20 protein-coding genes are annotated in these 24,397 nt (G+C 69.6%); 8 read left to right on the top strand and 12 right to left on the bottom strand.

Annotated features, from left to right (window positions below; all coding sequences use genetic code 11):
* Positions 1-181: 181 nt before the first annotated feature.
* The 6 genes from JCR33_RS04145 to JCR33_RS04120 are packed head-to-tail and all read right to left on the bottom strand — an operon-like array spanning position 182 to position 7,648.
* The gene (locus JCR33_RS04145) at positions 182-1,294 is read right to left on the bottom strand and encodes an ABC transporter permease (RefSeq protein ID WP_198880772.1); all 1,113 of its coding nucleotides are present in this window, start codon (positions 1,292-1,294) and stop codon (positions 182-184) included.
* Positions 1,294-2,412 (bottom strand): ABC transporter permease, encoded by a 1,119-nt coding sequence (locus tag JCR33_RS04140; protein WP_198880771.1) that lies wholly within the window; start codon positions 2,410-2,412, stop codon positions 1,294-1,296. Before JCR33_RS04140 ends, JCR33_RS04145 begins: the two co-directional genes overlap by 1 nt.
* On the bottom strand, positions 2,409-4,133 hold the full coding sequence (locus JCR33_RS04135) for an ATP-binding cassette domain-containing protein (RefSeq protein ID WP_198880770.1): 1,725 nt from the start codon (positions 4,131-4,133) through the stop codon (positions 2,409-2,411). The genes JCR33_RS04140 and JCR33_RS04135 overlap by 4 nt, the downstream gene beginning before the upstream one ends.
* Positions 4,130-5,128, bottom strand: coding sequence for a secretion protein HlyD (gene hlyD / locus JCR33_RS04130; protein ID WP_198880769.1), 999 nt, complete (start codon positions 5,126-5,128; stop codon positions 4,130-4,132). The genes JCR33_RS04135 and hlyD overlap by 4 nt, the downstream gene beginning before the upstream one ends.
* Positions 5,125-5,817: a CerR family C-terminal domain-containing protein gene (locus JCR33_RS04125; protein ID WP_198880768.1), complete on the bottom strand. Its 693-nt coding sequence runs from the start codon at positions 5,815-5,817 to the stop codon at positions 5,125-5,127. Before JCR33_RS04125 ends, hlyD begins: the two co-directional genes overlap by 4 nt.
* Before the next feature lie 58 nt (positions 5,818-5,875).
* Positions 5,876-7,648 (bottom strand): SLC13 family permease, encoded by a 1,773-nt coding sequence (locus JCR33_RS04120; protein ID WP_198880767.1) that lies wholly within the window; start codon positions 7,646-7,648, stop codon positions 5,876-5,878.
* Positions 7,649-8,479: 831 nt separating this feature from the next.
* Between JCR33_RS04120 and JCR33_RS04115 the strand changes: the two genes are divergently transcribed.
* The 5 genes from JCR33_RS04115 to JCR33_RS04095 all read left to right on the top strand — a co-directional run bounded on the left by JCR33_RS04115 (position 8,480) and on the right by JCR33_RS04095 (position 13,205).
* On the top strand, positions 8,480-9,793 hold the full coding sequence (locus JCR33_RS04115; protein WP_198880766.1) for an ABC transporter substrate-binding protein: 1,314 nt from the start codon (positions 8,480-8,482) through the stop codon (positions 9,791-9,793).
* 106 nt (positions 9,794-9,899) lie between these two features.
* A complete protein-coding gene (locus JCR33_RS04110; RefSeq protein ID WP_198880765.1) occupies positions 9,900-10,796 on the top strand; it encodes a branched-chain amino acid ABC transporter permease in 897 nt (298 codons plus the stop codon).
* The gene (locus tag JCR33_RS04105) at positions 10,793-11,779 is read left to right on the top strand and encodes a branched-chain amino acid ABC transporter permease (protein WP_198880764.1); all 987 of its coding nucleotides are present in this window, start codon (positions 10,793-10,795) and stop codon (positions 11,777-11,779) included. Before JCR33_RS04110 ends, JCR33_RS04105 begins: the two co-directional genes overlap by 4 nt.
* A complete protein-coding gene (locus tag JCR33_RS04100; protein WP_198880763.1) occupies positions 11,776-12,558 on the top strand; it encodes an ABC transporter ATP-binding protein in 783 nt (260 codons plus the stop codon). Before JCR33_RS04105 ends, JCR33_RS04100 begins: the two co-directional genes overlap by 4 nt.
* Positions 12,558-13,205 (top strand): ABC transporter ATP-binding protein, encoded by a 648-nt coding sequence (locus JCR33_RS04095; protein WP_198880762.1) that lies wholly within the window; start codon positions 12,558-12,560, stop codon positions 13,203-13,205. Before JCR33_RS04100 ends, JCR33_RS04095 begins: the two co-directional genes overlap by 1 nt.
* Positions 13,206-13,224: 19 nt before the next feature.
* Here the strand turns inward: JCR33_RS04095 and JCR33_RS04090 are convergent, their stop codons facing one another.
* Together JCR33_RS04090 and JCR33_RS04085 are read right to left on the bottom strand one after the other, a co-directional pair.
* Positions 13,225-13,443 (bottom strand): LapA family protein, encoded by a 219-nt coding sequence (locus tag JCR33_RS04090; RefSeq protein ID WP_198880761.1) that lies wholly within the window; start codon positions 13,441-13,443, stop codon positions 13,225-13,227.
* Positions 13,444-13,551: 108 nt separating this feature from the next.
* Positions 13,552-14,340 (bottom strand): GntR family transcriptional regulator, encoded by a 789-nt coding sequence (locus tag JCR33_RS04085; RefSeq protein ID WP_198880760.1) that lies wholly within the window; start codon positions 14,338-14,340, stop codon positions 13,552-13,554.
* A 414-nt stretch (positions 14,341-14,754) separates the two neighbouring features.
* Between JCR33_RS04085 and JCR33_RS04080 the strand changes: the two genes are divergently transcribed.
* Genes JCR33_RS04080 through JCR33_RS04070 form a run of 3 tightly spaced genes read left to right on the top strand, consistent with a single transcriptional unit; the run spans position 14,755 to position 17,463 of the window.
* Positions 14,755-15,837: an ABC transporter substrate-binding protein gene (locus JCR33_RS04080; protein ID WP_198880759.1), complete on the top strand. Its 1,083-nt coding sequence runs from the start codon at positions 14,755-14,757 to the stop codon at positions 15,835-15,837.
* A complete protein-coding gene (locus tag JCR33_RS04075; RefSeq protein WP_198880758.1) occupies positions 15,837-16,619 on the top strand; it encodes an ABC transporter ATP-binding protein in 783 nt (260 codons plus the stop codon). Before JCR33_RS04080 ends, JCR33_RS04075 begins: the two co-directional genes overlap by 1 nt.
* A 10-nt stretch (positions 16,620-16,629) precedes the next feature.
* Positions 16,630-17,463 (top strand): ABC transporter permease, encoded by an 834-nt coding sequence (locus tag JCR33_RS04070; protein ID WP_198880757.1) that lies wholly within the window; start codon positions 16,630-16,632, stop codon positions 17,461-17,463.
* Positions 17,464-17,494: 31 nt separating this feature from the next.
* Here JCR33_RS04070 and JCR33_RS04065 read toward each other — a convergent pair whose 3' ends face one another.
* The 4 genes from JCR33_RS04065 to JCR33_RS04050 all read right to left on the bottom strand — a co-directional run bounded on the left by JCR33_RS04065 (position 17,495) and on the right by JCR33_RS04050 (position 24,190).
* Positions 17,495-18,655 (bottom strand): winged helix-turn-helix domain-containing protein, encoded by a 1,161-nt coding sequence (locus tag JCR33_RS04065; RefSeq protein WP_198880756.1) that lies wholly within the window; start codon positions 18,653-18,655, stop codon positions 17,495-17,497.
* 131 nt (positions 18,656-18,786) lie between these two features.
* Positions 18,787-20,436: a hypothetical protein gene (locus tag JCR33_RS04060; protein WP_198880755.1), complete on the bottom strand. Its 1,650-nt coding sequence runs from the start codon at positions 20,434-20,436 to the stop codon at positions 18,787-18,789.
* Positions 20,437-20,518: 82 nt separating this feature from the next.
* Positions 20,519-22,822, bottom strand: coding sequence for a xanthine dehydrogenase family protein molybdopterin-binding subunit (locus JCR33_RS04055; RefSeq protein ID WP_198880754.1), 2,304 nt, complete (start codon positions 22,820-22,822; stop codon positions 20,519-20,521).
* Positions 22,823-22,999: 177 nt separating this feature from the next.
* Positions 23,000-24,190: a CaiB/BaiF CoA transferase family protein gene (locus JCR33_RS04050; protein ID WP_198880753.1), complete on the bottom strand. Its 1,191-nt coding sequence runs from the start codon at positions 24,188-24,190 to the stop codon at positions 23,000-23,002.
* Between the last annotated feature and the right edge of the window lie 207 nt (positions 24,191-24,397).

Below are 24,397 nucleotides of genomic sequence, written 5' to 3'. Positions count from 1 at the left end.
CCCCTTCTGTGTCTGGATGCGCCGCCGGCGCGAATCGTCCGAATGGCCCTGTCGCGGGACCATGGCCACTTTGTCCAGCGCGATCAAATGACATTCGAAAGATTTGGCAATTTCGCCATTGCCGACCGGAAAGACCTACGTCTTCGCGATGGCGATCCGTTTCAGCGGGGTGGTGGGACCGTCACTCCATGCGGCGGCGAAAGAGCCAGGCGGCGGCCGTCAAAGCCACGGCGGCGATCAGCGCGATGGGGATCGTCTGTCGGATCACTTCGTCGACGCCGATGTCTTTCAGGAAGACGCCGCGCACCACGACGAGGAAGTAGCGCAGCGGGTTGATGTCGCAGAGGGGCTGCAGCCAGCTCGGGATGTTCTCGACCGGGGTGGCAAAGCCCGACAAGAGCATCGCCGGCACCAGAAACAGGAAGGCGCCGAGAATGGCCTGCTGCTGCGTCATCGACAGCGCGGAGATGAAGAGGCCGATGCCGACGACGGCCGCGAGATAGAACACCGCGCTGCCGTAGAGCAGCCCCAGCGAGCCGCGCAGAGGCACGTGGAAGATGAGGAGCGCGGCGAGGATGAAGAGGGTGATGTGGCCGAGGCCGATGATCATCGGCGGCACGACCTTGCCGATCAGGATCTCGTGCACCCTGAGCGGCGACACCATGAGCTGATCGAAGGTGCCGAGCTCGCGCTCGCGGGCGATCGAGAGGGCGGTGACGATGAGCCCGACGAGCAGCGCGATGCTGGCGATGAGGTTGGGCACCATGAACCACTTGTCGGCGAGGTTGGCGTTGAACCAGTTGCGCGGCTCGACGGTGATGAGTTGGCCGGTGATCTGCGTCCCGAGGGGCGTCTCCAGGGAGAGGCGCGTCGCGATCTCGCCGAGATAGGACGCGAGGATCTGCGACGCGTTGGAGCGGCGGCCGTCGAGGATCACCTGGACCGTCGCCGGCCGCCCGGCGGTCACGCGGCGGGTGAAGTCGGAGCCGATCCACACGCCGGCGATGACGCTCCGCTCCTCGATCGCACGCCGCAGCATGTCGGGGCTGTCGGCGGGCAGCACCCGCTTCACCGTCGGCGCGCCGGCGATGCGCGCGGTCAGCTCCTCGCTCCAGTGGCCGTGGTCCTGGTCGAGCACCATCACGTCGACGTTGCGCACCTCGAGGGTGGCGGCGGTGGAAAAGATGAGAAGCTGCATGACCGGCGGTGCGATCAGCACGATGCGGCCCTTGGGGTCGCGCATCACCGCCAGAAGCTCCTTGAGGATGAGGGCGAGGAGACGGGTGAGGCTCATCAGTCGATGCGCTTTTTGGTGGCACGGGCGGCGAGCCCCAGAAACAGGGCGCCGAAGAGCAACAGCATGGCGATGGCGCGCCCGAACATCGGCCAGATGTCGCCGGCGAGGAAGACCGTCTGCAGGCTCGGGATGAGGTAGCGGGCGGGCACCAGGTAGGTGAGCCAGCGGATCGGCTGCGGCATCGACTGGATCTCGAAGATGAAGCCGGAGAGCAGGAAGGCGGGCAGAAAGGCCGACAGCAGCGCGAGCTGCGAAGCGAGGAACTGGTTCTTGGTGACCGCCGAGATGAGCAGCCCCTGGCCGAGGGCGGGGAGCAGGAAGGCCGCCGACAAGGCGTAGAGGGCGACCACCGAGCCGCGGAAGGGCACGCCGAAGAGGCCGACGGCGAGCACCACGCACACCGTCATCGCGACGAGGCCGAGCACGAAATAGGGCAGCACCTTGCCGGCGAGCATCTCGAAGGCGGTGACGGGGGTCGCCATGATCGCCTCCATGGTGCCCCGCTCCCACTCGCGGGCGAGGACCAGCGAGGTGAGGAGAGTGCCGACGAGCGTCATGACGATGGCGATCGAGCCGGGCACCAGGAAGTTCCGGCTGGTCAGCTCGGCATTGTACCAGTAGCGCGGCACGAGGTTGATCGGCTGGGTCGCGTCGCTGCCGCGCTCGGTGGCGCGCATCCCCTGCCAGTTGGCGATGGCACCTTCGGTGTAGGCCTGGACGAGGCTCGCCGTGTTGGGGTCGGTCCCGTCGACGATCATCTGCACGGTGCCGCCGCGGCCGGCGGCGACGTCGGCGGTGAAGGTTTGCGGCACCACCACGATGCCGCGCACTCGGCCGGCGACGAGCTCGCCTTCGTAGGCGCGCCGGTCGCGGCCGGTGGTGACGTCGAAATAGGAGGAGGCGGTGAAGCTTGCGAGGAGATCGTCGGTGAGGGGGGAGGGGGCCTCCACCACCACGGCGAGGCGGGTGTGGGTGGAATCGAGCGAGACGCCGTAGCCGAACAGGAACAGGAGGATGAAGGGCAGCACGCCGGCAATGAGGAGGGTGCTCGGGTCGCGCAGCGCCTGCGTCCCCTCCTTGCGCACCAGCGCGACGAAGCGGCGCGAGGCGTTCACGCGGCCTCCTCCTCACGCTCGGCGTCGGCTTCCTTCACCAGCGCCACGAAGGCGTCCTCCATGGTGGGGTCGGGCTGATCGGGCGAGGCGACGCGGCGCTTCAGCTCGTCCGGCGAGCCGAGGGCGATGGAGCGGCCGCGATAGATCAGCGAGATGCGGTCGCAATATTCGGCCTCGTCCATGAAGTGGGTGGTGACGAGCACGGTCACCCCCTTCTCGACAAGCGCGTTGATGTGCATCCAGAATTCGCGCCGCGTGATGGGATCGACGCCGGAGGTCGGCTCGTCGAGAAACAGCACCTCCGGCTCGTGCATCAGCGCGGCGGCGAGGGCGAGGCGCTGCTTGAGGCCGAGCGGCAGCTCCTTCGCCGGTTGGCCGGCGTGACGGTCGAAGTCGAAGATCTCGCGCATCAGCCCCGTGCGGGTGCGCTTGCGGCGACCGGAGAGACCGTAGACGCCGGCGAAGAAGTCGAGATTCTGCTGGATCGAGAGGTCGCCGTAGAGCGAGAATTTCTGCGCCATGTAGCCGAGCCGGCCGCGCGCCTGTGCGGCTTGGCGCGACAGATCGATGCCGGCGACCCGTCCCGTGCCGGACGTCGGGCGCAGGAGGCCGCACAGCATCTTGAAGGTGGTGGACTTGCCGGCACCGTTCGGCCCGAGAAGCCCGAAGATCTCGCCGCGCGGCACCTTGAAGCTGATGTCGGCGGCGGCGGTGAAGTCGCCGAAGCGCTTGGTGAGGCCGTCCGCCTCGATCATCGCGGCGTCGTCGTCCGGGAAAGCGTCTTGCGCCGCGGCGATGGCCGAGTGGCCGCCGGGCCCGCCGCCGAGACGGTCGACGAAGGCGTCCTCGAAGCGGGGGCGGGTTGCTTCGATCCGGGCGCCGTCGGGAAGCGGCGGGCGCTCGGCCCCCTCGGCGAGGAGAAGGCGGATCGCCTCGCCCTGGATGACGCCGTCGCGCACCCCCGCCTCGTCGACGAGATGGGCGAGGGCGGTGCGCCGCGCCCCGATTCCCTCGACGCGGTAGACCCGGCCTTGGACGCGGCCGGTCATCTCCGCGGGCGGACCGGCGAACAGTGCCTCCCCCTCGTTGAGGAGAAGCACGCGGTCGCAGGCCTCGGCCTCTTCCAGATAGGCCGTCGCCCACAGGACGCCGATTCCCTCGCGCGTGAGATCCTCCACCATCGCCCAGAGATCGCGCCGGGAGATGGGGTCGACGCCGACGCCCGGCTCGTCGAGGAGGAGGAGGCGCGGCTTCCTGAGGAGAGCGCAGGCGAGGCCCAGTTTCTGCTTCATGCCGCCGGAGAGATGGCCGGCCCGGCGCGCGGTGAAGCGCTTCAGGTCGGTGAAGGTCAGAAGCTCGTCGAACACCGCCTCCCGCTCCGCCTGGGGCAGGCCGCGCAGATCGGCGTAGAGCGTCATGTTCTCGCCGACCGTCAGGTCCTCGTAGAGGCCGAAGCGCTGGGGCATGTAGCCGATGGCCGACTGGATCGCCGCCGCATCGGTGCGCGTGTCGTGGCCGAGCACGGTGAGCGTGCCGCCGGTCGGCTCCATCAGCCCCGTCATCAGGCGGATGAGGGTGGTCTTGCCGGCCCCGTCCGGACCCACGAGACCGGTGATCTCGCCGCCCCGCACCGTGCCCGACACGTCCTTCAACGCCGGCGGCGCGTCGCCGAAGACCTTGGTGACCCCCTCGAGCACGACGAGGTCGGCGGGCTCGCTCACGACGCCGCATCCTCGTGGATGCGCACGGTCACCGGCATTCCCTGGCGCAGATCCGGCCCGGGCGACTTCACCACCACGCGAAAGCGGTAGACGAGGTCGGTGCGCAGGTCCGGCGTCTCCACCTGCTTCGGGGTGAACTCCGCGACGGGTGAGACGTAGCCGATCGAGCCCTCGTAGCTCGCCCCGCCGTCGGTGGTGATGGTGACGGCAAGGCCCGGCTGCACGCGGCCGAGCTCGGGCTCGGAGACGTAGGCGCGCACATAGACCGGATCGGTGAGGGAGAGGACGAGCACCGCCTCGGTCGCCGACACGACGGCGCCGATCTCCTCCACGCGCGAGTTGATGACGCCGCCCTCGGGGGCGAGGAGGCGGGTGTCGGCGAGGTCGGTCTCGGCCGAGGCGAGCGAGGCTTTGGCGGCGTTGAGATCGGCGCGTCCGGCGTCGATGTCCTCCTTGCGGTTGCCTTCGAGGAGGAGGTCGAGATCGCTCTGGGCCGCGTCGGCGCGGGCGTTGGCGGCGTCGGAGGCCGCCTTCGCCTCGTCGAGCGTCGCCTGGGAAACGGTGTCGCGCGGGCGCAGTTGCTGGGCGCGCTTGAGGCTGGTGGCGGCGAGCTCGGCGTCGGCCTGGCGCTCGGCGACGACGGCGCGGGCGGAGGCGATCTCGGCGGCACGGGGGCCGGCGATCAGCTTGTCGAGCGCCGCCTGGCGTGCCGCCACGGTGGCCTTCGCCAGATTGACGGCCTCGTTGAAGGGGGTGGGCTCGAGCTCGGCGAGGAGGTCGCCTTGCTTCACGACGTCGCCCTCGTCCACGGCGAGGCGGGCGATGCGGCCCGAAACGCGGAAGCCGAGGGTGGCGGTACGGATGTCGACGTTGCCGTAGAGGACGAGGGTGCCGTTCTCGCTCGCCCTGAGGCCGAGCCGCTCGGGAAGCCCGCTGTGCCAGAGGACGACGGCGACGATGGCGAGGATCGCGACGACGGGTAGCACGCGCTTCATGTGGAGCTCCTCCGGGTGGCGGGAGAGATTTCGGCGACCAGCGTCTCGGCGAGTTCGGTGACGGTGGCGATCGCGGCGTCGTCGATGCCGTCCCACCCCATTTCGGCAAGCACGGTGGAATGGGCGACGCGGAACACGAGGACGCTGCCGAGCAGCGACATGGCGCGCAGCCGCACCGTCGTCGACTTCGGCGGCTCGCCGAGGATCGCACCGAGGAGGCGGTGCGCCACCGCGAGGGTCGGTGCCATGATGCCCTGGTAGATGCGCACGAAGGCGTCGCCGGGCTGCATCTGCTCGCGCATGACGAAGCGCGCCCACGGCTCCGACCGCGGCGACAGGAAGAGGTGGGCGAAGACGGTGAGAAGCTGCGTCAGGAGGGCACGCGCTTCCGCCTCGCTCAGCGGCTCGCCGGCGGCGTCGAGCGCGGCGAGGCGGCTGCGCACGGCGTCGCGCTCCTCGCTCACCTCGGCGAGGATCGATGCAACGACGTGGTCGGCGGCGGCGAGGAAGAGGCCCTCCTTGCTGCCGAAATAATACGAGATCGCCTGCAGGTTCACCGACGCCGCATCGGCGATCCGCCGCGTGGTGGCGCCGTCGAATCCTTCGAGACCAAACACCTCCACGGCCGCGGCGAGAAGCTTCTCACGCGTCGCGTCGGCACGGCTCGGTTCGGCGGGCTCGATCTGCATGGCGGGAAGATAGGCTGCATTTTTGCTTCATTCAATCGAATGACTGAAAAATTCGAGCCTAGTGCAGCCAGAGCCACCAGATGGCGATGCAGCTTGCCAGACCCACGGTGAGGTTCATCGGGACGCCGATCTTCAGGAAGTCGGAGAAGCGGTAGTTGCCGGCGCCGTAGACGAGGGTGTTGGTCTGGTAGCCGACGGGGGTCGCGAAGCTCGCCGAGGCCGCCATCATCACCGCGAGCACGGCGGCGCGCGGCTCGTGGCCGGCCGCCTCGGCGAGGCGGATGGCGATGGGCGTCAGGATCACCGCCACGGCGTTGTTGGTGACGAGCTCGGTAAGAGTGGAGGTGAGGAGATAGAGGCCGATGATGAAGAGGAGGGGCGGCGCCGAGGCGAAGGCCGGCGACACGAGATCGACGAGGACGCCGATGGTGCCGGCCTTGGAGAGGCCGAGCCCGATGGCGAGCATCGCGAACACGAGCATCAGCAGGCCGCCGTCGATCGCCCCCCACGCCTCGTCCGCATCGATGCAGCGCAGCAGGAGGAGCCCCGCCACCGCGATGAGGGCGAGCGCTCCGATGGGCGCGACGCCGAGCGCCGCCAGCACCACCACCGCGACCGCGGCGGCGATGGCGACCGGCGCGCGGCGCCGGCGGAAGGGCCGCGTCTCGGTCACGGTGAGGCTCACGAACTCCGGCATCCGTGCGAAGCGGGCGACGCCCTCGGGGCTGCCGCGCACCATCAGCCGGTCGGCCGGGCGCATGATCACCTCGTCGAGGCTCTCGCCGGCGAGATGGCCGTCGCGGTGGACGCCGAGGAGGGCCACGTCGCCGGCCTTCAGCAGCGCGACCTCGCCGAGCCGCCGCCGGCCCACCCTGCGACGCGGCGCGATGAAGGCTTCGGCGACGATCGCATCGCCGTTGGGGGTGCTCCGCTCCCACCCGACGTGCAGACCGTCCTCGCCGGCGAGCGACAGGATCTCCTCACGCGTCGCCGACACGACGAGGCGATCGCCGGCCTCGAGGGCGAGGTTGGAGAGGTCCTCGCGGATCAGCTTCCGCTTGCGGATGAGCGCGCGCAGCGAGATCCCGTCGGGCCGCAGGAGGGCGAGGTCACCGATCGGCGTGCCGACGGCGCCGAAGGCGGACGTCACGGTGATCTCGGTGAGGAAGCGGCTCGTGGCGTCGTCGCCGATCTCCTCGCCCGCCTCGCGCCGGTCAGGCAGCACCAGCGGGCCGAGGAGGAGAAGGGTAAGGCCCCCCGCGAGGCTGCCGACGAGGCCGATCGGCGTGATCTCGAAGATCGAGAAGGGGGCGAGGCCCTCGCCGTCGCTGATGCCCGCCACCACGAGGTTGGTGGAAGTGCCGATGAGGGTGCAGGTGCCGCCGAGCACCGCGGCGTAGGAGAGGGGGATGAGGAGCTTCGTCGAGGCAGTCCCGATGGTGTTCGCGAGGCGGATCACCACCGGGATGAGGACGAGCACCACCGGCATGTTGTTGACGAAGGCGGAGGCGAGGAGGGCGCCGGCGAGGATCGCGCCGACGGCGAGGCCGGGGCTCGTCTCGGCGCGCCGCGTGATCCACCCGGCGACGGCCTCGAGCGTGCCGGTGCGCACGAGGGCGCCGGAGACCACGAACATCGCCGCGATGGTGATGAGGGCGGGCGAGGCGAGCACGCTCGCGACGTCGTCGATCGTGAGAATGCCGAGGCCGACGAAGAGGCTCGCCGCGATGATCGCGACGGCCGACGGCGGCAGCACCTCCAGCGCGAAGGCGACGAACGCCAGCACCAGGATGGCGAGACCGACGAAGGGTTGGATGTCAGCGGGGATCATCAGTGACGGCGAGGCTCCGGAGGAGTGTTAGTCCAAACATGCCAGCCTCGATCCCGTTCCGTCGATGCCGATCGAGCGTGGCATTTGCCTGCGTCGACGGCGGGCCGGGGCGCGGCGCGGTGCCTCGGGCGAGGATGGACCCCGCCGCAGCGTGGCGGTCGAGGCTCGACCGCGGCGGATGAGAGCGGCGGAAGCAGTCAGTTTTTCAAGAGGTTGCGGGCGACGCCCGCGGGCGGGTGCGGTAGCCGGGTTTACCCCGGGTGAATTTACCGCTATGTCAATACAAGAGCACCCGCCAGGGTGCCGTGTGTGGGCCGCGTTCCTGATGCGGCAGCGGGCGGCGGCTCGCGCCACGACGCAGCGGGTCGACGACCCGCGCCACGACAAGGGGTCCACGCTGACCCTTCGGGCCGAGCGAATGCCGGTCGCGGCGATCTCGTCCGCGGCCCTTGCGCACGTCGCGCGGGATTCGCTGTGGCCGATCAAGCTGGGGGCTGATGAACGTAGGGCACGGGAATTCCTGCTCGGACCACATCCGAGCGTCGTCGAGAGGGTGCTGGGGCCTCGCCCCGGTTTGCCTGCCTCTCGCCGATCGTGCCGTTCCCCAGCGGGCTCGCGCGCGGCGGGTACGCCGTCCGCGCCCGTCGGCCGGCCATGCGTCGTCCGACGGTGACGGGGTCGGCATACGTCGCCCTCGGCCGCCCGATCGGCGTGCCGTCCATCGCTGAGTTTCCCTGCCCACTGAAGCCACGGCCGGCTCCATAGGCGCGTTCGCGCGCGCAGCCTCCCGGCCGTCGACCTCAACCCCGATCCATATCGGAGACATTGTCTATGACCACTGCCACTCACCGCCGGCCTCTGGCGGGCCTGTGCGCCGCCTGCGTTGCCGCGGCGCCGCTTCTTGCCGCGCCCGCCATGGCCGCGGACAGCGTGAAGATCGGCTTCGTCTACTTCCTGTCCGGCGCCGGCGCCGCCTACGGCAGCCACGCCCGCGACGCGGCCGCGCTGATGGTCGATGCGCTCAATGCCGGCGAGGTGCCGGCGCCCTACGACACCGTCGGCATCAACGGCGTCGAGATCGAGCCGATCTACATCGACGAGGCGGGTGGCGTGCGCAAGCAGATCGCCGAATATCGCCGCCTCGTGGAGCGCGAGGGTGTCGACATGGTGCTCGGCTACACCTCCTCGAGCAACTGCAACGCGATCGCCCCGATCGTGGAAGAGCTCGAGACGCTGACGAACTTCTTCCACTGCGGCAATCCGGGCCTCTTCGAAGAGGTCGAGCCCGACCCGCACTACACCTTCCGCTCCGCGCCGATGGGCACGATGGATCAGGTGGCGCTCGCCCGCTACATCGCCGACGTCTATCCGGATACGAAGACCGTCTCGGGCGTGAACCAGGACTATTCCTGGGGCCAGGACAACTGGGCCGAGTTCACCGCCGCGATGGACGCGCTCGACACCGGCGCCACCTTCAAGAACGCGCTGTTCCCGAGCCTCGGCGCCGGCGACTATGGCAGCGAGATCAGCGCCCTCGCGAGCGACCCGGCCGACATCACCTTCGTGTCCTTCTGGGGCGGCGACGCCGACGCGCTGATGCTCCAATCGGCGGCCCGTGGCCTCGGCGACAGCACCCGCTTCGCCTTCACCCTCGGCACCGGCGTCATCGACGGTCTTGGTAACAACGTGATCGAGGGCACCATCGTCGGCGCCCGTGGTCCCAACTCCTACCTCGCCAAGGAGACCGCGCTGTCGTCCTGGTTCGCCGACGCCTACCAGGAGACCTACGACCGCTATCCGCCGCTCGGCGCCTACGTCGCCGCGCAGGGTATCCTCGCCATCAAGGCGGCGGCCGAGAAGGCGGCGGACGGCACCGGCGCGCTGCCCGAGACCGATGCGATCATCGCCGCCCTCGAGGGCCTGACCTACGAGACGGTGAACGGCTACCCGATCTCGATGGCGCTCCACCACGGCCACCAGGGCATCTCCGACACCGTCTACGGCACCTACACGGGCTGGGACGACGAGGCCAACGCTCCGGTCATCGAGGACGTCAAGACCTACGACGCCAAGTGCGTGAACCCGCCCGAGGGTGTGAAGGCGCTCGACTGGATCGAGTCCGGCTTCGAAGGCGCGAGCTGCTGATCGGACGACGGAGGCGCGTCTTCGCCTCCTTGCTTCCGCCGTCGCGCCCCTCCGGCGTGGCGGCGGTCGCCCTTTGCCGGTGCTCCCCGCAATCGACAGAAGCAGAATGAACCTCGCACTCATCATCCTGGTCGACGGCATCTCCTATGCCGGTTGGCTGTTCCTGGTCGGGATCGGCCTCACTCTCGTGTTCGGCGTGCTGCGGCTCGTCAACATCGCCCACGGCGGCTTCTACGCCATCGGCGCCTACGTGGCGGCCTATGCCATCGGCGCCGCCGCGTCCTACGGGCTCGGAGCGGGACCGCAGCTCCTCCTCGCCTTCGCCGGCGCCGTGGTGGTGGGCGGCCTCATCGGCTTTCTCGTGGAGCGCACCGTTCTCGTGCGGCTCTACGATCACCCCGAGGTGCTGGTGCTGTTCGCGACCTACGCCCTCTTCCTCATCCTAGAGGACGTCACCAAGCTCGTCTGGGGTGGCGCCTCGCTCTACGCCTTCCAGCCGCGCAACGCCTTCGGCACCGTGGCGATCGGCTCGCTGTCCTACCCGGTCTACGACGTCGCGACGGTGGTGATCGCCGTGCTCGTGGCGCTCGGCACCTGGTTCGTGCTCAACCGCACGCGCACCGGCCGTTGCGTGACGGCAGTGGTGCACGACCGCGAGATGAGCGCGGCGATGGGCGTCAACGTCAGCGCCATCATGACCGGGACCTTCGTGGTCGGCTCGATGCTCGGCGCGCTCGCCGGTGCGGTGACCGCTCCCAAGATCGCCGTGTCGCCCGGCATCGGCGTCGAGGTGATCGTGCTCGCCTTCGCGGTGGTGGTGATCGGCGGGCTCGGCAGCATCGGCGGGGCCGTCGTCGGCGCGCTGGTCGTGGGGCTCGCCCGTGCCTTCGCCACCCACCTCTTCCCGGACCTTGCGGTGTTCGCCGTCTACGCGGTGATGGCGGTGGTTCTCGCCATCCGTCCCTATGGCCTCTTTGCTCGACCGGTGGCGCGCAAGATATGAGACATCTCGACCCCACCATCCTCGTCGTTGTCCTCGGGGCGGCGGCACTCTCCTTCGCCCAGCCCCACATGCCGGGCTGGGTGGTCTATCTGCTGCAGATCGCCATCGCGGCCTCGCTGCCCGCGCTCGGCTGCATGATCCTCCTGCGCTCCGGCCTCCTCTCCTTCGGCCAGGGGCTCTACTACTTCATCGGCGCCTACGGGGTGGCCCTCGTGCATGCCCATCTCGGGATCAGCGACGCCTTCCTCGGCATTCTCGCCGGGGCGGCGGCGTCGATCCTCGTCGCCGGGCTCGTCGGCTTCTTCATCGCCCGCTATCGCGGCATCTTCTTCGCCATGCTCACCCTCGCGATCTCCATGGTGGTCTACGGCATGGCGGTGAAGATGGACCTCTTTGGCCGCAGCGACGGGCTCAACGTGCCGCGCCTCTCCTATCTCGGCTTCACCCCGTCGCGGGCCTGGGCGCAGACCTCGCTGTTCGTCTTCTGCGTCTGGGTGTGGGCGGTGTTCGGCATCGCGACGCACCTCTACCTGCGCTCGCGCTTCGGCAAGCTCCTGACGGCGATCGAGGACAACGAAACCCGCGTCGAATATCTCGGCTGGTCGGTGCGCCATGCCGTGCACATCAACACCATCGTGGCGGCGGTGCTCGGCAGCGCCGGCGGCGCATTGGCCGCGGCCTCGGCCCGCTATGCCGACCCGAGCCTTGCCTACTGGACCACCTCGGGCGAGTTCGTCTTCATCGTCCTCATCGCGGGGCAGGCGAACGTGCTCGCGCCGCTCTTCGGCTCGGTGTTCCTGGAGACGCTGCGCACCTACGCCGCCGCCTTCTTTCCCGACGAGTGGCAGCTCGTGCTGGGGGCGGTGATGCTCGCCATCATCCTCTTCCTGCCCAAGGGGCTCGGCCACCTCTTCGCGCTCGCCGGCCGGGCCCTGCGTCCGCGCCGCGCCACCGCCGCCCCCATCGAGGAGGATCGGACATGACCCGCTCCCGCCCGGCCGCCCCGGTGCTCGAGTGCCGCGGCGTCGCCAAGAGTTTCGGTGGGTTCGCCGCCGCCAACGCCATCGATCTCGCCGTGTCGGAGGGGGAGGTGGTCGGCGTCATCGGCTCCAACGGGGCGGGGAAGACGACGCTCCTCAACATCGTCTCCGGTCACCTGAAGCCGACGAAGGGTAAGGTGTTCTTCCGCGGCGAAGACGTGACGGGCGTGCCCTCGCGCACCCTCGCCCGCAAGGGGATCGCCCGCTCGTTCCAGGTGCCGCAGCTCTTCCCGACGCTGTCGGCGCTCGAGAACATGATGCTGGCGCTGAGCCTCGTCGCGGCGCCGCGCAAGTCGATCCTCTCCCGCTTCGACGACGCCGATCTCGCCACCGCCGCCCGCGACGCGCTCGACCACTACGGCATCGCCGACTGCGCCGACAGCCTCGTCAGCGAGCTGCCGCAGGGGGTGCGCAAGCTCCTCGACATCGCCATGGCGACCTCGGCCGAGCCCGACCTCGTGCTCCTCGACGAGCCGACGAGCGGCGTGTCGAGCGAAGAAAAGAGCGACGTGATGCAGCGCCTCGCCGATCGCTTCGCGGCGACCGGCACCACGGTGGTGTTCATCGAGCACGACATGGACATCGTGCGTCGCTACGCGAGCCGCGTGGTGGCGCTGACCGACGGCAGCGTCATCGCCGACGGGCCGCCCGAGGAGGTGTTCGCCCACGCGACGGTGGCCGACGTCATCGTCGGCGAGCCGCTGCCCGAAGGAGACGCCTGATGCTCAGGGTCGAGAATCTGTCGGTCTCGATCGCCGGCGCCGAGATCCTGCGCGACGTGTCGCTGCAGGTGGAGCCCAACGCCTTCGTCGGTCTCGTCGGCCGCAACGGGGCGGGTAAGACCACGCTGATGCGGGCGGTGATGAACCTCATCGGCTCGGACGCGGGCACCATCCGCATCGCCGGCGAGGATACGACCCGCGCCGCGCCCCACATCCACGCTCGCCAGGGGGTGGGCTACATGCCGGAGGATCGGCGTTTGGTGCCGGACTGGAGCGTCGACGACAATGTCCGCCTGCCGGCGTGGGCCGCCAACACCGACGACGCCGAGGCTCGCGTCAGGCGCATCTACGAGCTGATCCCCGAGGTCGCCAAGGTGTCGGACCGGCGGGCGATGCAGCTGAGCGGCGGCCAGCAGAAGCTCGTGGCGCTCGCTCGCGCCTTCGTGGCCGGAACGCGGCTGATGATCCTCGACGAGCCGTTCGAAGGGGTGGCGCCGGCGCTGGTGCAGCGCCTCGTGGAGATCCTCTCCACGCTGCGCAGCGAGGGGGACCATGCGGTGATGATATCGGAGTCCGACGCGGTCTACTCCACCGCGCTGGTGGATCGCACCTTCGTCATCGAGCGGGGGCGGGTGAGCGCCGTCTGACGGGGCTCACCCTGGTTCTTCACGAGCCCTGGCGGTCGCGGAAGGAGCGGCGGAGCGCGCCGAACAGCGTGCTCCCGGTGAGCATGCCCAGAACGTAGATGCCGATCGCGACGAGGGCGAACGGGGCGGTGAGGGAGAAGCTCAGGAACGACACGGTGACCGACTGAAGATTCTGCACCGCAAAGAGGGCGAGCAGAACGATCAGGACGATCGCGATGATGAGATTGACGGTGCGCATGGCTCTCCTCGTGGTGCTCTGTCGGGCGCGTGGCGGCAATATGCCGACGCTCGCGTGAGCCTAATGTGACGCGGCGCCGAACAAAAGCGTTGAGGGTCCGGGCGGGGCCTATCCTTGGTCGATCGGGCTCGGCGCCCAGAGGCGCTTCGATTCCCCGGCGACGCGAGCCATCTTCACCTGATACTCGTAGATGTCGGGCCGGTAGAGGGCGTGGAGGTGCTCGATTGGGCGCTCGTTCTGATCGAACACGTTGCGTCGGACCCAGAGGAGGGCGGAGCCTGCCTCGATCTCGAGGAGGGGGGCGACGAGGGTGTCGGCGAGCTTGGCCGAGATGGTCTGATCGGCGCTGCTGACGACGTGGCCGGCGACCTCGAAGAGGCTGACGAGGGGCGTCACGGAGAGCGCGTCGGCGTCGAAGGTGCGGCCGATCCCCTCGGGCACGTAGGTGGTGAGGACGGAGACCGGGGTGCCCTGGTGGGAGCGCACGCGCACCGCCTTCTGCACCACGTCGCCGACGGCGACCTGCAGCTCTTCGGCGACCGCGGGCGAGGCTTTGATGTAGGCGAACTCGACGAGGCGGACGCTCGTCTTCAGCCCCATCTCCATCATGTTCTCGAAGATGCCCTTGATCTGCGAGCGGAGCGGCTGGTTCGCAGCCGCCTTGCGGGCGAAGGTGCCGCGGCCCTGGTGGCGGCTGACGAGCTCCTCCGCCTCCAGCCGGTCGAAGGCACGGCGGATCGTGATGCGTGAGACGTTGAACTGGCGGGCGAGCTCGTGCTCGGGCGGCATCGGACGATCGAGCGGGAACGCTCCTTCTAGGATCTGTTGGCGCACCACCACGTAGACCTGGTGGTGCAGCGGAGTGGGCTGCGCGTCGCCGAGAGGCTGGGGCTTCATTCCGTCTCGTGCTCCTCAACCAGGACATGGGCTGCGCTTGCCGCCCTCCGGAGGCGATATGGCCACCAACGCGCATCACTCCAGGCCGCGTCGTCCTCAAGATGACCGATTCGCGACAAATGTGCGCCGGAGTGGCCGGTTCGCTAAATCATATATTGTCATATAGATATGATGAATGTACAAAAAACGGACGAGCCGACCTTTTGTGCAGCGCGCCATGACGACCACTCATTCAGCGACCCTCTCCCCAGCGCGGACGGCATGGCGGGATGTTCGATCGGGCGCCGCAGCGCGCGCCCGGCGGCAGCTCGGCGCCGGGCTAGGGTCCGCCGGTCGCTACCGTGGCGCGAGCGCTTCTGACTGAGCGTCGCCACTGCCGGCCTTCATCGTCTCAACATCACCTCGGAGGATCACATGGACGAGCCGAAACGGACCCCCACCCGACGCACGGTGCTGAAGGTCACCGGTGCGGCCGCCGTGACCGCCGCCGTCGGCGGCCTTCGCCCCGTGGCCGCCATCGCCCAGTCGTCGCTCGAGCTCACCACGCTGCGCTCGACGTCGAAGTCGTGGCTGTGGGCGGCGGAAGACTATGCCAACGCCGGCGGCTTCTTCGATAAGGCCGGGGTGAAGGTGAACTCCAACGCCTCCAACCGCGGCACCAACGTGGCGGCGCTCCAGGGCGGCGGCGTCGACATCGTGCTGGGCAGCCCCGGCGAGGCGATGCGTGCCCGCTCGCGCGGCCTCAAGATCAAGTCGTTCATCGCCACGGTGAACCGCTACGCGAGCCACATCGTCATCAAGCAGGACCTTCTCGACGCGGCCGGCCTCACCGAAGCCTCGCCGGTGGAAGACAAGGTGATGCTGATGAAGGGCAAGAAGCTCGGCACCACCGGACCGGGTGCTGCACCGGACGCACTGTTCCGCTATCTTGCCGTCAGCAACGGGCTGAACCCGGAGCGTGACATGCAGCTCGTCTCCATTTCCGGCGGTGGTCAGGGCATGCTCGCGGCCCTCGGTCAGGACGCGATCCAGGGCTTCTGTCTGTCCTCGCCGACGTCCGACATGGCGGTGCAACGCCAGGGCTGCGGCTATCTCTTCAACATGGCGACCAACCCGCCGCCGTTCCTTGCCGAATACCAGTATATCGGCGCCACCACCGGCGAAGAGACCATCGCCAAGAAGCGCGATGCGCTCGTCGCCTACTGCAAGGGCATCGCGCTGGCGCTCACCTCCATCAACGAGGACCCCGACGCCTTCAAGACCTGGGCGACCGAGTGGTTCGGGGGCATGGAGCCGTCGCTGTTCGACGCGGCCTTCGCCAACAATTCGAAGATCTACGCCACGACTCCGGTGCCGTCCGAGGAGCTCTTCAAGAAGAACGTCGAGTTCATCGACATCGTCAACAAGACGATGGGCGCGGAGCCGGTGCCCGACAGCCTGAACTATCAGACGTTCGTCGATCCGACCATCTCGCAAGAGGCCGTGAGCAGCCTCTGATGGACGCCGTCATCGACATTCGGGGGGTCGAAAAGCGCTACGTCGGGCGCAAAGGCGAGACCGTCGCCCTCCAGAAGGTCGACCTCACCATCGACGAAGGCGAGTTCGTCGCCTTCGTCGGCCCCTCTGGCTGCGGTAAGTCGACCCTCCTCAACATGATCTCCGGCGTGATCGAGATCTCCTCCGGCACCATCGTGCAGGAGGGGCAGGCGATCCGCGGCATCAACCGGCGCGTCGGCTACCTGACGCAGACGGACAGCGTGCTGCCGTGGCGCACCGTGGAGGACAATGTGGCGCTGCCGCTCGAATATCGCGGCGTGCCCCGGGCGGAGCGGGTGGCGCGGGTGAAGCGCATGCTCGAGCTCGTGAGCCTGGAACACTTCGCCCACGCCTTCCCCAAGGAGCTGTCGGGCGGCATGCGCAAGCGCGTGGCGCTCGCCCAGATGCTCGTCTACGAGCCCAAGACGCTCTTGATGGACGAGCCCTTCGGCGCGCTCGACGCCCAGCTGAAGCTCGTCATGCAGGCCGAGCTTCTGAAGATCTGGCAGAGTGAGAAGAAGACCATCGTCTTCGTGACCCACGACCTTTCCGAAGCGATCGCGGTCGCCTCGCGGGTGATCGTGTTCTCGGGCCGGCCGGGGCGGATCAAGCACGTGGAGGAGATCGCGATTCCCTATCCGCGCGACGTGTTCAAGGTGCGTTTCCTGCCCGAGTTCGAGCGCGCCTACGAAAGCCTCTGGCAGGAGCTGGCGCCGGAGATCGAACGCGGTGAAGACCTGTGAGGAAGGGCTGATGGACGCCATCGACAACAGCGCCGCCGTTGCGCAGGAGCCCAAGAAGTCCACCGCCGTCGCCCGCTTTCAGGCGCGCGAGACGCGGCGCAAGTGGCTCGTCGCCGGCTGTCAGATCGCCTTCGGCCTCAGCTTTCTCGCCTTCTGGCAATATTCTTCCGGCCACCTGATCGACCCCTTCTTCGTCTCCTCCCCCATCGCGGTGTTCGCCAAGCTGTGGGATTGGACGATTTCCGGCTACCTCTGGTACAACCTGTCGATGACGCTGTTCGCCACCGGCCTCGGCTTTGCGATCGGCGCCGGCATCGGCTTCGTCCTCGGCATCCTGTTCGGCCGCTACAAGTTCGTGGCCGACGTGTTCGATCCCTACATCACCGCCATCTATAGCCTGCCGAAGATCGCGCTCGCGCCGCTCTTCATCATGTGGTTCGGTATCGGCCTCGCCTCGAAGGTGGCGGTGTCGGCGGCGGTGGTGTTCTTCCTCGTCTTCCTGAACACCTTCTCCGGTGTGCGCGAGGTGAACCCCATCTACATCCACGCGACGCAGATCATGGGCGCCAACTCGTGGAACGTGATGCGCACGGTGATCATCCCGTCGGCGACGGCGTGGGTGATCACCGGCCTCAAGGTGTCGGTGCCCTACGCGCTGGTCGGCACGGTGATCGGCGAGTTCATGTCGGCGAACCGGGGCATCGGCTTTGTCATCGCGCAGGCCTCGGCCCTCTTCGACACCACCTCGGTGTTCACCGGGCTGCTGGTGCTCGCGATCGTCGGCTCCCTCATCAATGCGGGCCTCAAGCTCGCGGAAGGATGGCTGCTCCGCTGGCGTCCCTGAGGCGTCGCGGCGCGGTCCGACGCCGCCCCGGTTATCCCTCGGCCGGGGCGGCGATGTCTTCGAGGCCGAGCCACGTGGCGAGGCGGTCGAGCTCGCCCGCGAGCGCCTCGCCGGTATCGGGTGGCGCGTCGGCCTCGTGGTGCACCGCGTGGACGCGCAAGGTGGAGCGCTGACGGTCGGCCTTGAGGTCGACCCGCGCGACGAGGCGGTCGTCGAGCAGGAAGGGGAGCACGTAGTAGCCGTGCTGGCGCTTCTCGGCGGGGGTGTAGATCTCGATGCGGTAGCGAAAGCCGAAGAGGCGCTCGCAGCGGCCGCGCTCCCAGATCAGCGGGTCGAACGGGGCGAGGAGGGCGCGCCCGCGAATGCGGCGCGGTCGGCGGGCGGCGTGGTGGAGGTAGGCCGGCGGCCAGCCCGGCACGTCGACGAGGCAGAGTGTGCCGTCCTCCACGAGGCTCTCGAGGGCCGGTGCCGCGTCGGCGGAAGAAAGACGGAAATAGTCGCGCAGATCCGGCGCCGTCGCGATGCCGAGGGCACGTGCGGCGTGCTCCATCAGGCCGCGGATGGCGTCGGCTTCGTCCGGCGTCGAGAGGTCGCGCACGGCGGCGGGGATCACCCGCTCGGTGAGGTCGTAGACCCGCTCGAAGCTCCTGCGCCGCGTGGCGGTGGTGATGAGGCCGGCATAGAACAGGAACTCCAGCGCGCTCTTCGCCTCGCTCCACTCCCACCAGCCGGTGCGGCTCGTCTCGAAGTCGGATGCCGCGAGCGGACCCTCGGCGGCGATGCGGGCGAGGATGGCGTCGGCCTCCGCGCGCCGGTCGCGGGCGAACTGGCGCATGCGCTGGTAGCCGGCCTCGCCACGCTCGGCGCGCGCCATCCGCCAGCGCAGCAGCGGGTGGAGCGAGAGCGGCAGCAGCGAGGCTTCGTGCGCCCAATATTCGAAGAGGCGCCGCGCGCTGCGCCGGCCCCAGGCGCTCTGGTCGAGGAGGGCGGTATCGTAGACGCCGAGGCGGGAGAAGGCGGGAAGATAGTGCGCCCGCGTCAGGGCGTTGACGCTGTCGATCTGGTGGAGCCCGAGCCGCTCCACCGTGCGCCGCAGGTGGCCCTGATTGACCACGCCGGGGTGGGCTTCGCCGAAGCCTTGCGCCGCGAGCGCGATCCGGCGGGCGAGGGGGAGGGCGATCCGCTCCGTCATCGACCGCCGGGTGTCGGGTCGCGGAAGGCCGCAGCGGCGGGCGGGGAGCGGTCGGGGCGGGCGAGCATGGTTCCGTCTTGGCCGCCGCCGGGGTGAATGGCAAGGGCCGCGTCGAACGGCGGGACGGTGCGTCAGGCCGCGCTGCGGGCGCAGAAGCAGGAGGCGCGCACCGGCACGTCCGCCCGTGCGGCGGCGATGGCGAGGCGCTGCTTGATGAGCCGCGTCTCGGTGGTCTCGGGCTTCCTCGCGAGGCAGTCGGCGAGGCCGCGCAGGCTCCACACATTGTCGGGGTGGATCGAGGCGCGGGGGAGGCGGCCGGAGAGGCCGAGATCCTCGCGGTAGACCGTCTCTGCCGCCTCCACCCGGCCGGCCTCGAAGAGCAGGGCGCCGAGCGCGTGGCGGGTGGGCTGCATCCAGCCCCACGGCTCGTCGTAGGGCAGGCCGTCCTCGAGCGCGACGGCGTGGCCGAGATGGCTGAACGCCTCGTCGTGGTCGCCCCTGCGGTAGGCGATCTCCCCGTCGAGCATGGCGGAGGCGACGGCGAGGAGATCGCGGCAGGTGTTGTTGTGGAGGAGCCGGGTTTCCGGCACCCGCTCCCAGGCGGCGAGGAAGAGGGCGCGCTCGCGCTCCGCCGCGCTCACCTCGCCGAGCGCGGCGTGGGCGACGCCGTTCGCGTAGTGGAGCGTCGCGACGGTGTTGGCGTAGAGCGCGGTGTCGACGGGCAGCGGCTCGGCGATCAATTCGCGCCACTTGCCGAAGCGGATCTGCACGTGCTGGCGGATCGCGAGATAGCTTTCCATGAAGTCGGCGATCGGCGGCGATTCCACCCGCAGGAAGCGCTCCGGGGTGACGGCGATCAGCTCGTCGGCGGCGGCGATGGCGGGGTGATACTGGCCGAGGAACATCGCCCCATAGACGGCGAAGTGGTAGTTGTGGATGCGGTAGAGGGCGTAGAAATCCTCCGCCCCGTTGCGCGCCATGTAGATCCGGTCCGCCGCGATCGCCTTCTGATTGGTGGCGAGCACGTCGCGATAGTGGCCGCACAGCACGTCGATGTGCGTCGGCATGTGGACGAGGTGGCCGGCGTCGGGTGCGATGTCGCGCAGCCGGTCGGCCGCCGTCAGCGCCTTTTCCGGGAAGGGCGACATCTCCATCAGGTGCACGTAGAGGTGTAGAAGGCCGGGGTGATCCATGCCCTCGGGTGTCGCGCTCATCGCCCGCTCCAGCACCTCGCGCGCTTCGAGGGTGGCGGCGCCTTCGGCCGGCGTGCCGGTCGGAATGTCCCACATCCGCCACGGGGTGAGGTTCATCAGCGCTTCCACGAACACGGTGGCGACGTCGAGATCGTCGGGCATCGCGCGGTAGGCGGCGCGCATCGCCTCGGCGAAAGCGCGATCCCATGGCGACTGGTCGGCGATGGCGGTGCGCTGGGGATAGCGGGCCGGCAGGGCCTCGACGAGGGCGCGCTCGGCCGGGCTCGCCCCTTCGCGGCGGGCAAGGGCGGCTTGGGTGGCCTCGTGGGCGGCGGCGAGCGCGTCGGCCTTGCTCTTGTCGTCGAACAGCGCCCAAGGGAGGTTGTAGTTGGGGCCGGTGGCGTAGGCGATGCCCCAGTGGGGCATCGCGGTGGAGGGGTCGGCCTCGGCGGCGCGGCGGAAGGCGGCGATCGCCTCGCCGTGATTGTAGCCGTAGCACCAGACGAGGCCGCGATCGAACCAGGTCTGCGCAGCCGGGGCCGTCGTGCTGATGGCGCGGCCGTATCGGCCGAGGTCGTAGTAGTCCATGCCGCACCCCGCTCTTCCGCCGGCCGTCACCGGGCCCGCCCCACTATAGCCTCCTGCGGCGGCAGGGTCGCGGGCGGAAGGATCAGCCGGCGCGGGCGGCCCGGATCGCCTGCCAGACCCGCTCCGGCGTCGCCGGCATCTCGATGTCGGTCACGCCGAGCGGGGCGAGCGCGTCGAGAACGGCGTTGATGATGGTCGGCGGGGCGCTGATGCAGCCGGCCTGACCGGCACCCTTGACTCCGAGCGGATTGGCGCTGGTCGGGCTGCCGTCGAGCGTCACCTCGAAGGATGGCAGATCCTCGGCACGGGGCACGAAATAGTCCATCAGCGAGCCGGAGAGGAGCTGGCCGGACTCCGCCTCGTAGACGATCGCCTCGCCGAGCGCCTGGCCGATGCCCTGGGCGAGCCCGCCGTGGACCTGCCCTTCGGTGAGCTGCGGGTTCACCACGCGCCCATAGTCGTCGACGGCGACGTAGCGCACGATGGTGACGACGCCGGTCTCGGCGTCCACCTCCACTTCGGCGACGTGGCAGCCGCCCGGAAAGGTGATGGGCGCGTTCTGCCGGAAGACGGTCGTGTCGAGGCCGCCCGCGGCGAGGAGGCCGGCTTCCCGGGCCGCGGCGGGCAGGTCGAGCAGCGCGATGGAGGGAGCGTCGCCGCCGGCGGTGAAGCGACCGTCGCGCAGGACGACGTCGTCGGGATCGGCCTGCAGGAGCTGGGCGGCGACAGGGGCCGCCTTCTCCAGCATCTCGTCGATCGCCATCGCCAGTGTGCCGGCGCCCATGTGCATCGATCGCGCCCCGCCGTGGCCGCCGCCGACGCGGGTCTTGCGCGTGTCGGCCTGGATGTAGCGGAAGCTGTCGAGGGGGAGGCCGAGGCGCTCGGCGGCGACCATCGGGAAGGCGGTCTCGTGGCCCTGCCCGTTGGACTCGGTACCGGTGACGAGCTCGATCATCCCATCGGCGGCGAAGCGGATGGCGGCCTCTTCGTCGGGCGCCCCCCGCGCCGTCTCCAGGAAGCAGGCGACGCCGATGCCGCGCAGCCTCCCCGCCGCGGCCGCCTCGGCCTTGCGCGTGGCGAAGCCCGCGTGATCGGCGAGGTCGAGGGCGGTCTCGATATTCTCCTTGAAGCGACCGGTGTCGACCACCGCCCCGAGCGCCTTCCTGTAGGGGAAGGCGTCGACCACGTTGCGCCGGCGCAGCGCGACGGGATCGAAGCCGAAGCGCCGGGCCGCCGCGTCGATCAGACGCTCGATGATGTAGTTCGCCTCCGGCTTGCCGGCTCCGCGATAGGCGTCGACGGGGGCGGTGTTGGTGAAGGCACCCCGGCTCCTGAGGAACATCGCGGGGATGTCGTAGACGCCGCCGAGGGCGCTCGGCACCGCCCCCGTCGCCGCGCCCGGGCCGAAGGAGGAGGCGTAGGCCCCGAGATCGGAGACGATGTCGACCTGAAGCGCGAGGAAGCGTCCCGTCTCGTCGAGGGCGAGGCGGGCGAGGCAGTCCATCGCCCGGCCGTGAACGGCGGCCATGAGGTCCTCGGAGAGGGAGGAGATCCACTTCACCGGGCGGGCGAGCCGGCGGGCCGAGTAGAGCACCAGCACGTGCTCGGGAAAGGCGAAATTCTTGAGGCCGAAGCCGCCACCCACGTCTTCGGCGAACACGGCGAGGGCGGCCTCCTCGATGTGGAGCACCGAGCGGGCGAGCGCCCGGCGGATGCCGTGGACGCCTTGGCCCGACACCTCGAGGAGCAGCGTGCCGTCGGCCTCGAGGGTGGCGATGGCGGCGCGCGGCTCCATCGGCAGGGCGCTCACGCGGTTGTTGTGAAGCGGCAGCGCCACGACATGCGCCGCGCCGGCGATGGCGGCGTCGGTCGCGGCACGGTCGCCGGCCTCGAAGGTGAAGGCGAGGTTGCCGGGCGCCTCGTCCCACAGCGCGGGCGCTCCCGCCTCGAGCGCCGCGATGGGCGAGACGATGGCGGGGAGGGCTTCGAAGTCGACCGCCACCGCCTCGGCGGCGTCCTCGGCGGCGGCGCGGCTTTCGGCGACGACGAAGGCCACCGGCTCGCCGACATGGCGCACCCGGTCCTGCGCCAAAGCGCGGTGCGGCGGCACGACGAGCGGGGTCACGCCGTTGACGCTGACGTTGCAGGGGAGGGTGCCGAGACCGTCGGCGGCGAGATCGGACGCCGTCCACACGGCGACGACGCCGGGCATCGCGAGCGCGGCGGTCGTGTCGATCGAGCTGATGACCGCGTGGGCGTGAGGCGATCGCACCACCACGCCGACGAGCTCGCCGGGGCGGCTGTGGTCGGCGGTGTAGCGCCCGTGGCCGGTGAGAAAGCGGCGATCCTCCAAGCGACCCTTCAGGGACAGAATGTTGGCGTTCACGAATGGTCGCCCGGGATGGAAGTCATTGCTCGTGGGCCCTTCTTCGGAGAGGCAAGCGCCGGCGGATCGGCCTTCCGTGGCCTACCCAGTCGCCCGTGGACGGGCAAGGCGACGAGGTGCCTGCAATCCGCGAGCCAATGCCGCGGCCGCCACCCCGTTGCGGAGGGCCGCGGCGCTTCAGACGGCCTTCGTCTCGTGGAGACGGGCGATCTCCTCGGCCGAGAAGCCCAGCTCGGCGAGGATCGCGTCGGTGTGCTCGCCCGCGTCGGGGGCGGGGGAGGAGATGTGGGCGGGCGTGCGCGTGAGGTGGACGGGCATCGCCACCAGATCGATGTCGCCGCGGCGGGGGTGGGTGATCGTTTCGGCCATTCCGACGTGCCGCACCTGCGGGTCGGCGAACACCTTGTCCATGGCGTAGATCGGTCCGGCCGGCACGCTCGCCGCCTCGAGCCGATCGAGCCAGGATTCGGTGGTGTCCTCCATGAAGAGCGGCTCCAGGACCTCGCGCACCAGCGCCCGGTTCGCCGTGCGGGCCGCGCCGGTGGCGAAGCGCTCGTCGGTGCCGAGCTCGGGCCGGCCCATCTCCTCGCAGAGCGCCCGCCACTGCCCGTCGCCGGACACGCCGAGATTGAGATGACCGTTCTTCGTCGGCATCACGCCGGTGGGCGTGCTCACCGGATGGTCGTTGCCCGCCTGCTGCGGCACCTCGCCGTCCATCAGATAGCGGGCGGCCTGGAAGTCCATCATGGCGATCTGCGCTTCGAGCAGCGAGGTGTGGAGCCACTGCCCCTTGCCCGACGTCTGGCGCTCCACGAGGGCCATCAGTATGCCGGTCGCGGCGTAGAGGCCGGCGGAGAGGTCGGCGACGGCGGTGCCCGCGCGCACCGGGCCCTGACCGGGCAGCCCCGTCACCGCCATCAGGCCGCCGAGCCCTTGGGCGATCTGGTCGAAGCCCGGCCGCTTGGCATAGGGCCCGTCCTGGCCGAAGCCGGAGATCGAGGCGAGGATGACGCGCGGATTGATCGCCGCGAGGCTCTCGTAGTCGACGCCGAGGCGATATTTCACGTCCGGTCGGTAGTTCTCCACCACCACGTCCGCCGTCGCGACGAGCTTGCGCATCACCTCCCGCGCGGCAGGCTCCTTGAGGTTCAGCGTCAGCGAGCGCTTGGAGCGGTGGAGGTTCTGCATGTCGTAGCCGTCGCGCGGACCGCTGATGCTCTCGTTGGGGTCGACGCCGGCGGGCGCCTCCACCTTGATCACGTCGGCGCCGTGGTCGGCGAGGATGCGGCAGCAGGAGGGGCCGGCGCGCACCCGCGTGAGGTCGATGACGCGGATGCCGGCGAGGGCGGCGGTCTTGTCTCGGCTCATGTCAACCTTCTCATGGGTTGTCGGCTCATCGGGGGTCGCCCGCTCATCATGGGTCGCCCGATCGGGAGAAGAATGGAGCGGAACCGGCGCGGCCGCCAGGGGAGTGGACCCGAAGGCGGCTCCCGGCGTCGATTTCTCCCGCCCGGTGGTTCCGCCTGCTGCGGCAGCGCGCTAGGCTCCGGCCCTAACCATTTCCTTACCGTTCTC

This window comes from Acuticoccus mangrovi, from assembly GCF_016411865.1.
In the GTDB taxonomy this organism is placed as follows: Bacteria; Pseudomonadota; Alphaproteobacteria; order Rhizobiales; family Amorphaceae; genus Acuticoccus; species Acuticoccus mangrovi.
This window is presented reverse-complemented; position numbering and strand designations above follow the sequence as displayed.

Excerpts from the sequence above, each read along its gene's own strand:
- JCR33_RS04145 (WP_198880772.1), bottom strand. The coding sequence starts at position 1,294 with ATGAGCCTCACCCGTCTCCTCGCCCTCATCCTCAAGGAGCTTCTGGCG.
- JCR33_RS04050 (WP_198880753.1), bottom strand. The coding sequence starts at position 24,190 with ATGAGCCGAGACAAGACCGCCGCCCTCGCCGGCATCCGCGTCATCGAC.
- JCR33_RS04125 (WP_198880768.1), bottom strand. The coding sequence starts at position 5,817 with ATGCAGATCGAGCCCGCCGAACCGAGCCGTGCCGACGCGACGCGTGAG.
- JCR33_RS04100 (WP_198880763.1), top strand. The coding sequence starts at position 11,776 with ATGACCCGCTCCCGCCCGGCCGCCCCGGTGCTCGAGTGCCGCGGCGTC.
- JCR33_RS04080 (WP_198880759.1), top strand. The coding sequence starts at position 14,755 with ATGGACGAGCCGAAACGGACCCCCACCCGACGCACGGTGCTGAAGGTC.
- JCR33_RS04090 (WP_198880761.1), bottom strand. The coding sequence starts at position 13,443 with ATGCGCACCGTCAATCTCATCATCGCGATCGTCCTGATCGTTCTGCTC.
- JCR33_RS04110 (WP_198880765.1), top strand. The coding sequence starts at position 9,900 with ATGAACCTCGCACTCATCATCCTGGTCGACGGCATCTCCTATGCCGGT.
- JCR33_RS04065 (WP_198880756.1), bottom strand. The coding sequence starts at position 18,655 with ATGACGGAGCGGATCGCCCTCCCCCTCGCCCGCCGGATCGCGCTCGCG.
- JCR33_RS04120 (WP_198880767.1), bottom strand. The coding sequence starts at position 7,648 with ATGATCCCCGCTGACATCCAACCCTTCGTCGGTCTCGCCATCCTGGTG.
- JCR33_RS04075 (WP_198880758.1), top strand. The coding sequence starts at position 15,837 with ATGGACGCCGTCATCGACATTCGGGGGGTCGAAAAGCGCTACGTCGGG.
- JCR33_RS04060 (WP_198880755.1), bottom strand. The coding sequence starts at position 20,436 with ATGGACTACTACGACCTCGGCCGATACGGCCGCGCCATCAGCACGACG.
- hlyD (WP_198880769.1), bottom strand. The coding sequence starts at position 5,128 with ATGAAGCGCGTGCTACCCGTCGTCGCGATCCTCGCCATCGTCGCCGTC.
- JCR33_RS04105 (WP_198880764.1), top strand. The coding sequence starts at position 10,793 with ATGAGACATCTCGACCCCACCATCCTCGTCGTTGTCCTCGGGGCGGCG.
- JCR33_RS04095 (WP_198880762.1), top strand. The coding sequence starts at position 12,558 with ATGCTCAGGGTCGAGAATCTGTCGGTCTCGATCGCCGGCGCCGAGATC.
- JCR33_RS04115 (WP_198880766.1), top strand. The coding sequence starts at position 8,480 with ATGACCACTGCCACTCACCGCCGGCCTCTGGCGGGCCTGTGCGCCGCC.
- JCR33_RS04085 (WP_198880760.1), bottom strand. The coding sequence starts at position 14,340 with ATGAAGCCCCAGCCTCTCGGCGACGCGCAGCCCACTCCGCTGCACCAC.
- JCR33_RS04070 (WP_198880757.1), top strand. The coding sequence starts at position 16,630 with ATGGACGCCATCGACAACAGCGCCGCCGTTGCGCAGGAGCCCAAGAAG.